This is a genomic window from Vineibacter terrae, from assembly GCF_008039615.1.
GTDB classification, from domain to species: domain Bacteria; phylum Pseudomonadota; class Alphaproteobacteria; order Reyranellales; family Reyranellaceae; genus Vineibacter; species Vineibacter terrae.
Genome location: NZ_VDUZ01000002.1, coordinates 60,904 through 73,994 on the forward strand (window position 1 = coordinate 60,904; position 13,091 = coordinate 73,994).

Annotated in this window: 11 protein-coding genes; 9 read left to right on the top strand and 2 right to left on the bottom strand. The window is 68.0% G+C overall.

The window, feature by feature from the left end; all coding sequences use genetic code 11:
- Nucleotides 1-63 precede the first annotated feature (63 nt).
- Nucleotides 64-1,065 (bottom strand): endonuclease/exonuclease/phosphatase family protein, encoded by a 1,002-nt coding sequence (locus FHP25_RS02090; RefSeq protein ID WP_147845231.1) that lies wholly within the window; start codon nt 1,063-1,065, stop codon nt 64-66.
- 120 nt (nt 1,066-1,185) lie between these two features.
- Between FHP25_RS02090 and mutM the strand changes: the two genes are divergently transcribed.
- The 9 genes from mutM to FHP25_RS02135 all read left to right on the top strand — a co-directional run bounded on the left by mutM (nt 1,186) and on the right by FHP25_RS02135 (nt 12,051).
- Nucleotides 1,186-2,022 carry a bifunctional DNA-formamidopyrimidine glycosylase/DNA-(apurinic or apyrimidinic site) lyase gene (mutM, locus tag FHP25_RS02095; protein ID WP_147845232.1) on the top strand — a complete coding sequence of 279 codons (837 nt, stop codon included), beginning with the start codon at nt 1,186-1,188 and terminating at the stop codon, nt 2,020-2,022.
- A 101-nt stretch (nt 2,023-2,123) separates the two neighbouring features.
- Nucleotides 2,124-2,903 (top strand): enoyl-CoA hydratase, encoded by a 780-nt coding sequence (locus tag FHP25_RS02100; protein WP_147845233.1) that lies wholly within the window; start codon nt 2,124-2,126, stop codon nt 2,901-2,903.
- 148 nt (nt 2,904-3,051) lie between these two features.
- The gene (rpsT, locus tag FHP25_RS02105; protein WP_147845234.1) at nt 3,052-3,315 is read left to right on the top strand and encodes a 30S ribosomal protein S20; all 264 of its coding nucleotides are present in this window, start codon (nt 3,052-3,054) and stop codon (nt 3,313-3,315) included.
- An 803-nt stretch (nt 3,316-4,118) separates the two neighbouring features.
- Nucleotides 4,119-4,583, top strand: coding sequence for a rhodanese-like domain-containing protein (locus FHP25_RS02110; RefSeq protein ID WP_147845235.1), 465 nt, complete (start codon nt 4,119-4,121; stop codon nt 4,581-4,583).
- 88 nt (nt 4,584-4,671) lie between these two features.
- A complete protein-coding gene (gene dnaA / locus FHP25_RS02115) occupies nt 4,672-6,105 on the top strand; it encodes a chromosomal replication initiator protein DnaA (RefSeq protein WP_147845236.1) in 1,434 nt (477 codons plus the stop codon).
- 283 nt (nt 6,106-6,388) lie between these two features.
- Nucleotides 6,389-7,504, top strand: a complete 1,116-nt coding sequence (gene dnaN / locus FHP25_RS02120) for a DNA polymerase III subunit beta (protein WP_147845237.1) — start codon at nt 6,389-6,391, stop codon at nt 7,502-7,504.
- Entirely contained in the window at nt 7,501-8,736 is a 1,236-nt protein-coding gene (recF, locus tag FHP25_RS02125; RefSeq protein ID WP_147845238.1) for a DNA replication/repair protein RecF, read from the top strand. The genes dnaN and recF overlap by 4 nt, the downstream gene beginning before the upstream one ends.
- A gap of 15 nt (nt 8,737-8,751) precedes the next feature.
- A complete protein-coding gene (gene gyrB / locus FHP25_RS02130) occupies nt 8,752-11,220 on the top strand; it encodes a DNA topoisomerase (ATP-hydrolyzing) subunit B (protein WP_147845239.1) in 2,469 nt (822 codons plus the stop codon).
- Nucleotides 11,221-11,292: 72 nt separating this feature from the next.
- Nucleotides 11,293-12,051: a GNAT family N-acetyltransferase gene (locus FHP25_RS02135; RefSeq protein ID WP_147845240.1), complete on the top strand. Its 759-nt coding sequence runs from the start codon at nt 11,293-11,295 to the stop codon at nt 12,049-12,051.
- 9 nt (nt 12,052-12,060) lie between these two features.
- Here the strand turns inward: FHP25_RS02135 and FHP25_RS02140 are convergent, their stop codons facing one another.
- Nucleotides 12,061-12,996: an NAD(P)H-dependent flavin oxidoreductase gene (locus FHP25_RS02140; RefSeq protein ID WP_147845241.1), complete on the bottom strand. Its 936-nt coding sequence runs from the start codon at nt 12,994-12,996 to the stop codon at nt 12,061-12,063.
- Between the last annotated feature and the right edge of the window lie 95 nt (nt 12,997-13,091).

Consider the following 13,091-nt stretch of genomic DNA (forward strand, 5'->3'; position numbering starts at 1 on the left):
ATATAGTCCGGGCCGGGCCTCGACGCCACGGGCGTTGCAGCCTCGGACGGTCGCGCCGGCAGCTCACGGTCCCTCGACGAGACGGACATGCAGCACCAGCGGCCGGTGATCCGAGCCGATGCCGGGCCCGACGCGGCGCTCGACGATGCGCACACCCGGGCTCACCAGCGCATTGTCGATCGGCAAGCCGACACCGGGCCAGGACGAGAACCAGGTCGGTTGCGGACGTCGCGGCCGCTCGGCCGCGGCGACGGCGCTGTCGGCCAAGCCGCTGGCGGCGAGCATCGCGCGAAAGGCGCTCGAGTAGGGCGTGGCGTTGAAATCGCCGACCAGCAGCACATGATCCTGGGCATCCAGCCGGCGCCGCGCGATCGCAGCCGCCAGCATGAGCTGGCCATCGCGCTGCGTGGCAGGCAAGCCACGCGCGCCTCCGGGCAGCGGCGGATGCGCCGCGTGCAGAGCAACGACCGCCAGGCAGCCGCTGGAACCGCCGATGCCGCAGAACCGCGCCAGCATCACCGGATAGCCGACACCATAGGTGTAGTCGAACTGTATGTCCGTCGGACGGATGCGGCTCATCAGCATCACGTCGAAGGCGCTGCCGGCCGGAAAGCTGGTGCGAAAAGTATAGGCCGTGGCCGCCCTGACAGCCGCGCGGTGCCGCGCCGACAGCTCGGTCAAGACCGCGAATGCCGGCGTCTCGCTGTCCAACAACCGCGCAAGCGCCACGCTGCTGGTGGTCCAGTTCTGCAGATTGGCCCAGACGATGCGCAGAGGCGGCCCGGCGCCAGGGGCCGGGTCGCCCCGGGGCGGCAGCGTCCAATAGGGCATCAGGCTCCAGCCCAGCGCCACCGTGCAGCCGACGCTGCATGCAGATGGCCACCACAGCCGCAGGGAAATTGCTGCCAGGCCGGCAGCCGCCGTCGAAACCAGCGCCTGGGCCTGGAGCTGGCCGTAGAAGTCAAGCAGCGGCCACCAGCCGCCCAGCAGCGCCAGCATGGCGAAGGCGCAGACGAACAGCACCACCGGGGCGAACGCGTCGGCCGGTCGAAGCCAGCGCGTCACCCCCCGGGCTCGCCCGACACGCGCCACCACGACAGCCCCCTTTCGCTCGCTGCCGCCGCGCGGCCGCTGGCCGGCATGTATAAGGTAGGATCCGATCCGGAACACGTGCTACGAGGAAGCATGCCTGAACTGCCTGAAGTCGAGACCGTCCGCCTCGGCCTCATGCCCCGGCTGGCCGGACGCCGGATCGTGCGCCTCACGCAGCGACGCAAGGACCTGCGGCTGCCGCTGCCGGACCGCTTCGCGGCCCGCGTCGAGGGCCGCGCCGTCACCACGATCGACCGGCGGGCCAAGTACATGCTGTGGCGGCTCGAGGACGGCCACACGCTGGTCGTGCATCTGGGCATGTCGGGACGCCTGCTGCTGCTCAACGGCGAGGCCAACCACAAGCCGTTCGACAATCATGACCATGTCGTGTTCGACATGGAGGACAGCTGGCAGATCCGCTTCAACGATGCACGGCGCTTCGGGCTGATGCTGCTGCTGCGCGACGATGATGTCGAGACCCACAAGCTGTTCAAGCCGCTGGGACCGGAGCCGTTGGATGACGCGTTCGACGGACCGGCGCTGGCGGCGCGGTTGAAGGGCAAGCGCACGCCGATCAAGAGCGCGCTGCTGGATCAGCGCGTGCTGGTCGGCGTCGGCAATATCTATGCCTGCGAGGCGCTGCACCTGGCGGGCATTTCGCCGCGCCGGTCGGCGCACAGCGTGTCCGGCGAGCGCGCCGACCGGCTGGCCGCCAGCATCAAGGACGTGCTGCAGCGTTCGATCGCGGACGGCGGCTCGAGCCTGCGTGACCACAAGCAGCCCGACGGTGAACTGGGCTATTTCCAGACGCGCTTCGTCGTCTACGATCGCGAAGGCCAGCCATGCCCAGGCTGCACCTGCGGCAAGGGCGTGCGGCGCATCGTCCAGGCGGGGCGCTCGACATTCTTCTGTCCGGTGCGGCAGCGCTGACGCCTGCCGTCGGACGCCGGCGTGCAACGGCACGGTGGGCAATTGCCGCCGCCACGGATTCTCGATAGGAACCGGCCGACGCCATTTTGCGGGAGGATGAGATGACGACCTACGAGAACATCCAGGTCGAGACGAAAGGCCGGGTCGGCATCGTGCGCTTGAACCGGCCGAAGGCGCTGAACGCGTTGTGCGCGGCGCTGATCGTCGACCTCGGCCATGCGCTCGACGCCTTCGAGGCGGACCCAGGCGTCGGCTGCATCGTGCTGACCGGCAGCGACAAGGCTTTCGCCGCCGGCGCCGACATCAAGGAGATGAAGGAGAAATCCTACCAGGACGTTTTCCTGCAGGACTTCATCACGGTCGGCTGGGAAAAGGTGTCGCAGGTGCGCAAGCCCATCGTCGCCGCGGTCGCAGGATACGCCTTGGGCGGCGGCTGCGAGATGGCCATGATGTGCGACTTCATCATTGCGGCCGACAATGCGCGCTTCGGACAGCCCGAGATCACGCTGGGCACCATCCCCGGCGCCGGCGGCACACAGCGCTTGCCGCGCTTCATCGGCAAGGCCAAGGCGATGGACCTGGTGCTGACCGGGCGCATGATGGATGCCGCCGAAGCCGAGCGATGCGGCCTGGTCAGCCGCATCGTGCCGCTGGACAAGCTGATGGACGAGGCGATCGCAGCGGCCGAAAAGATCGCGTCGATGTCGCTGCCCGCCACCATGGTCGCCAAGGAAGCGGTCAACCAGGCGTTCGAGACGCCGCTGGCCACCGGCATCCGGTTCGAGCGTCGCACCTTCCATGCGACATTCGCCTTCGACGACCGCGTCGAGGGCATGAATGCCTTCGCCGACAAGCGAAAAGCTGCCTGGAAACACCGCTGAACGATCATTCAGGGCCCGGAAATGTGCTGATTCAACGCGTTAAGGAGGCATGGCCACAGCCTTGACGCCTCCCGGCGCCACCGGTATAAGCCGCGCCTTCACGAGATCAGCAATTTCCTGGGTCCCTGGGCCCGCCGGATGGAACGACATGGCTAACCACAAATCCGCCGAAAAGCGCGCCCGCCAGACCGAGCGCCGGACCCTCGTCAACCAGATGCGCCGGTCGCGGATGCGCACATCGGTGCGCAAGGTCGAAGAGGCGATCCGCAGCGGCGACAAGACGGCGGCGCAGGGTGCCCTGCGCTCGGCGGAGAGCGAGCTTGCGAAGGGCGCCGGCAAGGGTGTCGCGCATCGCAACACGACGGCGCGCAAGACCTCGCGGCTCGCGGCCCGGATCAACAAGATGGCCTGACCGGCCATCACGTCACACACGACAGCAGCGCCGGCCATCGAGCCGGCGCTTTTCTTTTGTCGACGCTCCATCGGTCGACACCGTCACGACGACAGCACCACGCGCACGCATTGTCGACGCGATCACCATCGACATCATCGACGCGAATCATCGACGCCTTCGTTCGCACGTCGCTGCACTCTGCTGCCTGCATATGCAGGCAGCTCGATGGCGCGCGCGGCGCCACCATGCATCCTGCGAGTCGTCGATGGAGACACCGCCGCAGCATCGAGCACCGCAGCGCTATCCCGTGACTCACGCTATTCACATTGGTGCCTGCAAACGAACGAAGCGTGGCCTCGAATGTCGCATCGCCGCATGCAAATCGCCTCCGTTGCGCAAGCAGAGCGGCGCGTCGCTACATGTAGCTGACGCCACTACATCGAATGCGAAGCGCTGCAGCGTCACGACATGAGGCGTCGACTTGCACGATGGCTTGTCAAGACTCCGTCACACGATCGTACCGACTCCGGCATCGATTTATTTTCCGGTAGCGCCGTCGTGATCGTTGCGATGGCCGGGCACGGCGTCTAAGGTTTGCCCGTTCGCGAGCGTGGGGTCGTACTTCGCGAACCGGTCTCGGCGCTAACACCGCCGCACAAAATACATTGTTGGTCAGGGGAGCTGTCGGCACGACGTTCCGACTCGGGGCTATGCCCCTTGGTTGAAGTCTGCCGTCCGCTCGATATCTCCCTCGCACCGCGTGGCCAGACCGGTTCAGCATTCCCATCGACCATGTGCCGCGGAAGTGTGGGTGGGGACACATGAGCCAGGCGATCGACATATCGGCACGTTATGAGATCGCCCTCGCCAATGGCTACGCCGGCGATGTATCGCCAACCAGCGCGTGGCGCATGCTCAGCGAGATTGCAGATGCGACGTTGATCGATGTGCGCACCACAGCGGAGTGGGCCTATGTCGGTGGCCCCGACCTGCGCACGATCGGCAAGGCGCCGTTGATGATCGAGTGGCAGACGTTTCCGTCGATGCAGATCGATCCCGGTTTCGTCGCGAAGCTGGCGCAGCATGTCGGCGCGCGCGACATGCCGTTGCTGATGTTGTGTCGTAGTGGTGCGCGTTCGGCAGCCGCAGCGACGGCGATGACCGCCGCCGGCTATCGATGTTGTTTCAACGTAGCGAGCGGATTCGAAGGAATCCTCGATGCGGCCGGCCATCGCGGCAGCGCATCAGGTTGGAAAGCAGATGGACTGCCATGGAGTCAGAAGTAGGATGGGGGCTGCGGTGAAACAGGGTTTGGCAAAATCCGATTATCATCCCGAAACCAACAACAAGGTCGCAACGACAGCGGGGACGGGCATGGCTGATCATATTTTCAGGGGGACTCTGGAGGCGCAATGGGCGCGGGTTCAGGAACGGCTGCAGGCAGAAGTAAGCGAGAAGGCATATAGCACTTGGCTGGCGCCCCTGACCTTGGGCGACTACCGCGAGGGCCGGCTGCGGCTGGCGCTGCCGACGCGCTTCATGCGTGACTGGGTCAGCAGCCATTATGTCGACCGCCTGCGCGCCTTGTGGCAGCGCGAGAACCCGAGCGTCCGGACACTGGAGATCGTCGTGCAGCCGCCGATCGTCGTGCGGCGTGGCCCGGAGATCGCCGACTCCCCCTCGATTGCCGCCAGCCCGCGCCCCGCGGTGCAGCCGGTCGTGGCGCCGCCGATGCCGCGCACCGGCCCGCCGGCCTCGCGCACGCCCGAGCGCAGCTATGACGATCTGCTAGGCCAGCCCGACGCACGCTTCACCTTCGATGGCTTCGTCGTCGGCAAGTCGAACGAGTTCGCTTACGCTGCCGCTCGGCGCGTCGCGGAATCCGAGACTCCGACGTTCAACCCGCTCTTCCTGTACGGCGGCGTCGGCCTGGGCAAGACGCACCTGATGCACGCCATCTGGCATGCCATCCGCGAGCGCGAACCGCAGCGCCGGGTGCTCTACCTCTCGGCCGAAACGTTCGTGAACCGCTTCATCCAGGCGCTGCGGGCGAAGAACACCATCTCGTTCAAGGAGCAGTTCCGCGGTGTCGACGTGCTGATGGTTGACGACGTGCAGTTCATCTGCGGCAAGGACACCAGCCAGGAGGAGTTCTTCCATACCTTCAATGCGCTGGTCGACCAGCACAAGCAGATCGTGCTGTCGTCCGACAAGGCGCCGCAGGAGCTGGACGGCATCGAGGACCGCATGCGCTCGCGCCTGTCGCACGGGCTGGTGGCCGACATACATGCCACCACCTACGAGCTGCGTCTGGGCATCCTGCACAGCAAGATCGAGCGCTCCAAGGCGAAGGTGCCGGAGCGGGTCCTGGAGTTCCTCGCCCACAAGATCGCCAGCAACGTGCGCGAGCTGGAGGGTGCGCTGAACCGCGTCATCGCCCACGCCACATTGGTCGGGCGCGAGACCAACCTGGAGACGGCGCAGGAGGTGCTGCACGACGTGCTGCGCGCCGCCGACCGGCGCATCAGCATCGAGGAGATCCAGCTGCGGGTCTCGCAGCACTACAACATCAAGATCAGCGAGATGCACTCGCCGCGCCGCTCGCGCTCGGTCGCCCGGCCGCGGCAGGTGGCCATGTACCTGGCCAAGATTCTCACGCAGTGCAGCCTGCCCCAGATCGGCCGCAAGTTCGGCAACCGCGACCACACCACCGTGATGCATGCGGTGCGCAAGATCGAGGAGCTGAAGGTCACCGACGGCGCCATCGGCGAGGACGTCGAGCTGCTGAAGAAGCTGCTGCAGGGCTAGGCGTCCTGCCCTGCCACATCCCCGGGGGCGCCGCCATGCGGCGCCCCTTTTTCTTGGGAAAGCCCTTCCCGGGCTTGCCGAAACCGGCGCTAACAGGCGGAAAACGCAGCGAAATGCGCTATCCAAGCGACCCTGGCATGGTATAGTTTGCGATCGTTTTGCGGGTTCGCCTGCTGCTGGCCCTGCGCCGTGCCGATGCCGGTTCCGACCGGCCATGGCGCACCGTGAAGCGGTCCGGGTCTCCCGGCCATTCAACCACCCGCCATGGGCACTTATCCCGGCCATGAAACTGACCATCGAACGGGCCGCCCTCCTGAAGGCCTTGACGCACGTCCAGTCTGTCGTTGAGCGCCGCAACACCATTCCGATTCTGTCCAATGTCATGCTGACGGCGCAGAAAGGGCGGTTGGGGCTGGCAGCCACGGACATGGACTTGACGATCGTCGAGCAGGTCGACGCCACGTCCTCCAAGACGGGATCGACGACCGCCCCCGCGCACACCATGTACGAGATCGCCCGCAAGCTGCCCGATGGCGCGCAGGTGGAGATCGAGGCCGGGACCGACGGCAGCCTGACCCTGCGCGCCGGCCGGTCGCGCTTCACGCTGCAGTGCCTGCCGGTGAGTGATTTCCCGCAGATGAACGATGGCGACCTGCCCCACAGGTTCCAGATCGCGGCAGCCGACCTGAAGACGATCATCGACCGGACGCGCTTTGCGATCTCGACCGAGGAGACCCGGTACTATCTCAACGGCATCTATGTGCATGCCGCCAAGGCCGACGGCGTCGACGTGCTGCGGGGGGTCGCGACCGACGGCCACCGCCTGGCCCGGGTCGAGCTACCGCTGCCGGCGGGTGCCGCCGACATGCCCGGCGTGATCGTGCCGCGCAAGACGGTGGGCGAGCTGCGCAAGCTGATCGACGAGAACGAGGGCGCCGTCGACGTCGAGCTGTCGGAGACCAAGATCCGCTTCTCGCTGGGCAGCATCACGCTGACGTCGAAGCTGATCGACGGGACCTTCCCGGACTACGAGCGGGTCATTCCCAGCGGCAACGACAAGATGATGGAAGTGCGCTGCGCCGAGTTCTCGGCTGCGGTCGACCGTGTCGCCACGATCTCGACGGAGAAGTCGCGCGCCATCAAGCTGTCGCTGGGCAACAATGCGCTGACCCTGTCCGCGACCAGCCCGGATGCCGGCAGCGCCACCGAGGAAATCGAGGTCGGCTACGGTGGAGCGCCGATCGAGATCGGCTTCAACTCGCGCTACCTGCTGGATATCACACAGCAGATTTCCGGCGCCGATGCCCGCTTCATGATGGCCGACGCGGGCTCGCCGACCGTGGTGCGCGACGCCGCCGACGACAGCGCGCTCTATGTCCTGATGCCGATGCGCGTATGAGCGGCGGCGCCCGTCCCGCTTTCGCCCACCCGACCGCCGATACGACCGCGCCGGCGCTGCCGTTCGCGCCGGCGGCCGGGTCGCTGGCGGTGCGGCAGCTGCGGCTCACCGAGTTCCGCAACTACCAGCGGCTGCGGGTCGAGCTCGAGCCGACATCTGTGGTGCTGGTCGGCGACAACGGCGCGGGCAAGACCAACCTGCTGGAGGCGGTCTCGTTCCTGGCGCCTGGACGGGGATTGCGCCGCAGCCGCCTGGACGAGGTGCAGCGTGGCGTGCGGCCGTCCGAACCGCCGCCGCTGTCGGGCTGGGCGGTGGCCGCCGTCCTGGACGTGCCGGGCGGCCGGGTCGCCATCGGCACCGGGCTGGAGAACGCGCCGGCCGCCAATGGCGATGGCGAGGCCACGCGCCGGGTGGTGCGCATCGATGGCCGCGCCGCCCCCAGCCAGCTGGCGCTGGGCGAGCACGTGGCCGCGATCTGGCTGACGCCGCAGCTCGACCGCATCTGGGTCGACGGCCCGGGCAACAGGCGCCGGTTCCTGGACCGCATGGTGTCGGCCTTCGACCCGGCCCATGCCGGCAGCCTGGCGGCCTATGACCAGGCCATGCGCCAGCGCGCGCGCCTGCTGGCCGAGGGCCGCACCGACGCGCACTGGTTTGCCGCGGTCGAGGACACGATGGCGCGCCACGGCGTGGCGCTCACCGCCGCGCGGCACGACCTCGTGGCCCGCCTCGACCAGGCGGCGCGGCTGGGCGTCGGCCCCTTCCCACGCGCCAGCCTGGCGCTGACCGGCGAGGTCGAGGCCTGGGTGGCGACGATGGCGGCCCTGGACGCCGAAGACCAGCTGCGGGCGCGGCTGGCCGCCAACCGCGGGCTCGACGCCCAGGCGGGCGCCACCCTGTGCGGGCCGCATCGCGCCGATCTTGCCGTGCGGCACCTGGACCGCGACATTCCCGCGGCCCAGGGCTCGACCGGCGAGCAGAAGGCGGTGCTGGTGGCCATCGTGCTGGCGCATGCCCGGCTGGCCACGCTGGCTCGCGGCCGCCCGCCGCTGCTGCTGCTCGACGAGATCGCCGCCCACCTCGATGCGCGCAAGCGCGCCGCCTTGTTCGCCGAGATCATTGCCCTGGGCGCCCAGGCCTGGATGACCGGCACCGATGCAGCGGCCTTCGCGCCGCTTGCCGGCCAGGCGCAGTTCCTGCGCATCGAGGCCGGCGAGATCGCTCCCTCCTGACGCCCGGATAGCCACATGGCCGATGACACCAACGATTCCAAGCCCTCGATCGACATCGACCTGCCGCTCGTGCCCGATGCCGTTGGCGACTACGGCGCCAACGCCATCAAGGTGCTGCGCGGGCTGGATGCCGTGCGCAAGCGACCGGGCATGTATATCGGCGACACCGATGACGGCACCGGCCTGCATCACATGGTCTACGAGATCGTCGACAATGCGATCGACGAGGCGCTGGCCGGCTTCTGCGACCGGGTCGAGGTGACGCTGCACAGCGACGGCTCGGCCAGCGTCACCGACAACGGCCGCGGCGTGCCCACGGGCCTGCATCCCGAGGAAGGCGTGTCGGCCGCGCAAGTGATCTTCACCCAGCTGCATGCCGGCGGCAAGTTCGAGCAGAACGCCTACAAGGTCTCGGGCGGACTGCACGGCGTCGGCGCCTCGGTGGTCAACGCGCTGTCGACGTTCCTCGACCTGCGCGTCTGGCGCGGCGGCAAGGAATATCACATGCGCTTCCGCGACGGCGAGCCGGAGAAGGACCTCGCGCTCGTGGGCGATGCCCCGCCGGACAAGCGCGGCACGTCGGTCACGTTCCTGCCGTCGCCCAAGACATTCACCAGGACCGAGTTCGATTTCGCGACCCTGGAGCACCGGCTGCGCGAGCTCGCGTTCCTGAACTCGCGCCTGCGGATCGTGCTGACCGACCTGCGCGGCGTCGAGCCCAATGTCGTCGAGCTGTTCTACGAGGGCGGCGTCGAGGCCTTCGTGCGCTATCTCGACCGCAACAAGGACGCGCTGATCACGCCGCTCTCGATACGCGCCCAGAAGGACGGCATGGACGTCGAGGTCGCGATGGTGTGGAACACCACCTATCACGAGACGATGCTGTGCTTCACCAACAACATCCCGCAGCGCGACGGCGGCACCCACCTGGCCGGCTTCCGCGCGGCGCTGACGCGCACGATCAACAAGTACGCCGACGAAAGCGGCACCTCCAAGAAGCAGAAGCTGGCGCTGACCGGCGAGGACATGCGCGAGGGCCTGACCTGCGTGCTCTCGGTCAAGGTGCCGGACCCCAAGTTCTCGTCCCAGACCAAGGACAAGCTGGTGTCGTCGGAGGTGCGGCCGGTCGTCGAGGCCGTGGTCGGCGACAAGCTTGCGCAATGGTTCGAGGAGCATCCCGCCGACGCGCGCAAGATCGTCTCCAAGGTGGTGGAAGCCGCAGCCGCCCGCGAGGCGGCGCGCAAGGCACGCGAGATCACCACCCGCACCAGTATCGCGTCCCTGCCCGGCAAGCTGGCCGACTGCCAGGAGCGTGACCCGGCGCTCAGCGAGCTGTTCCTGGTCGAGGGCGATTCGGCCGGCGGCTCGGCCAAGCAGGGCCGCAACCGTGCCTTCCAGGCGATCCTGCCGCTGCGCGGCAAGATCCTGAACGTCGAGCGTGTGCGCCGCGACAAGATGCTGTCCTCAGCCGAGATCGGCACCCTGATCACGGCGTTGGGCACCGGCATCGGGCACGACGATTTCGACATCGGCAAGCTGCGCTACCACAAGGTCGTCATCATGACCGATGCCGATGTCGACGGCTCGCACATCCGCACGCTGCTGCTGACCTTCTTCTTCCGGCAGATGCCGGAGCTGATCGATCGCGGCTATCTCTACATCGCACAGCCGCCGCTCTATCGGGCCACCAAGGGCAAGTCGTCGGTCTACCTCAAGGACGAGCGTGCGCTCGACGACCACCTGATCACCGGCGGCCTGGAGGCCATGGTGCTGGAGCTGCACGATGGTGCCCAGGTGGCGGGACTGGATCTGCGGCGCGCCGTCGACATCGCACGTTCCGTCGCCAACCTGACGCGGCCGCTGTCGCTGAGCCGGCGGGTGACCAGCCAGGCCGTGATCGAGCAGGCCGCCATCGCCGGCGCTTTGAACCCGGAGATCCTGGCCGACCTTTCCCGGGCCACCGAGACGGCCACCTACATCGCCCAGCGCCTCGATGCCGTGAGCCCCGAGCTGGAGCGCGGCTGGCACGGCGTGCCGACCGACGACGGCGGGCTGGTCTTCGAACGCTCGCTGCGCGGCGTCACCGAGCGGCACGTCATCGACGGCGCGCTCATCCGCTCGGCCGAAGCCCGCAAGCTCAATGCTCTGGCTGACGAGCTGCAGGCGACCTACCTCAAGCCGGCCACACTGCGCATCAAGGATGCGCAGAAGACCATCAACGCCCCCACCGAGCTGCTGGCGGCGGTGCTGGAGGCTGGCCGCAAGGGCGTCACGGTGCAGCGCTACAAGGGGCTGGGCGAGATGAACCCGGATCAGCTCTGGGAAACGACGCTCGACCCTGCCGCCCGCACCCTGCTGCAGGTGAAGGTCAACCATGCCGACGAGGCCGAGGAGATCTTCACGACCTTGATGGGCGAGGTCGTCGAGCCGCGCCGCGAGTTCATCCAGAACAACGCGCTGAAGGTGGCCAACCTCGACGTGTGAGCATCCCCGGACGGGGGCCGGGCGGCTCAGGCGCGGCCCACCGTCCGGCATGAACTGCCGCTGTTTCGCCGCATGTCCGACCTGCGCACCATCCACGAGCTTGAGCATTTCGGCTTCAACGCCTGGCCGGCATTGCGCACGATCCTTCAAGGCGACTGGATCCTGCGGTTCGCCGACGGCTACACCAAGCGGGCCAACTCCGTGAACGCGCTGGCGCCGGTTCGCGGCACGCCGCCGTCGCTGCTGGACCAGCGCATCGCCGGGGCCGTGGCGCAATATGCGCGGCACGGGCAGCGCTGCGTGTTCCGCATCACGCCGCTGCTGGACCCGCAGGTCGACGCCTTGCTGCAGGCCAAGGGATGGGCGGCGTTCGACGAGAGCATCATCATGACAGCCGACCTGGCGGCGATGCCGATGCCGGATGCGGTCGTCGTGGCCGCGGCGCGCGATGCGGCGTGGTCGCAGGGATACAGCACGTTCAACGGCGTGCCTTCCGAGCGCCAGGCGATCCATGACCGCATGCTGGACGCGATCGCGCCCGAAGCGGGCTTCGCCACCGCCATGGACGCGGCCGGCATGCCGGCCGCCTTCGGCCTGGGCGTCGCCGAGCGCGACCATGTCGGCCTGTTCGACATCGTCAGCGATCCCGCGCAACGGCGCGCCGGCCACGGCCGCCGCGTGGTCGAAGGCCTGATGGCCTGGGGCTGCGCCCGCGGCGCGACCCGCGCCTATCTCCAGGTTGTCGCCGACAACGCGCGTGCCATCGCGCTGTACGACAAGCTCGGCTTCCGCGAGGCCTACCGCCACTACTACCGCGCGGCGCCCGCCTGAAGGCCTGCCTCAGAACTCGCCCGCGGCCGAGCGCTCCCATTGCTGCTTGCGGATGGCATGGAAGCCCTCGACGGTGCGCCGGATGATCTCGGCCGCCGGCAGCACCTCATGGATCAGGCCGGCGGTCTGGCCCGCCAGGGCCAGCGACGCCTCCATGTCGCCACCGAAATAGACGTCCCTCACCGTGCCGAAGATGGCGCGGTCCATCACCCCGGCATCGGCGATCGATTTGGCGCGTTCCGTCTTGAGCGCCCGCACGCACGGCGTCGACTTGCGGTTCAGCATCACGGTGCCGGTGTCGGCGGCATCGACGATCGCCTGCTTGTAGTTGCCGTGCACGGGGCTTTCCTGGGCGCTCACGAAGCGCGTGCCCATCTGGATGCCCTCGGCCCCGAGCGCGAACGCCGCCGCCATGCCGCGGCCGTCGCAGATGCCGCCGGCGGCAATCAGCGGCAGATCGACGTTCTCACGCACCGCCTGCAGCAGCACCAGGGTCGAGACGTCATCGGGGTTCTTGAAGCCGCCGCCCTCGCCGCCTTCGACGATCAGGCCGTCGACGCCGGCCTCCGCCGCCTTCAACGCCGCGGCCAGGGTCGGCACGACATGGTAGACGATGAGTCCCGCCTGCTTCAGCCGCGGCAGCAGCTTGACGGGCGAGCCGGCCGACGTGGTCACGAACCGAACGCCGCTGTCGCAGACCTTGTCGACGACCGTGGGGTCGCGCAGGAACAGGAGCGGCAGATTGACCCCGAACGGCTTGTCCGTGAGCGTGCGCATCTTGCGGATCTCGGCCAGGCACGCCTCCGTCTCGCCGCTGGAGGTCTCGATGATGCCGAGCCCGCCCGCGTTCGAGACGGCGCTCGCGAGCTGGCTGCGGGCGATCCATCCCATCGGCGCCTGAACGATGGGATAGGTCGCGCCGGTATGCGCCAGGACACGGTTCATGCTGCTCCACCTCGTTGTCGCCGGCCGCGATAGCAGCACATGCCACCATTTGCATTCCAGCCGCCAAGATGCTTGGTTTCGGCCGACGGAACGGG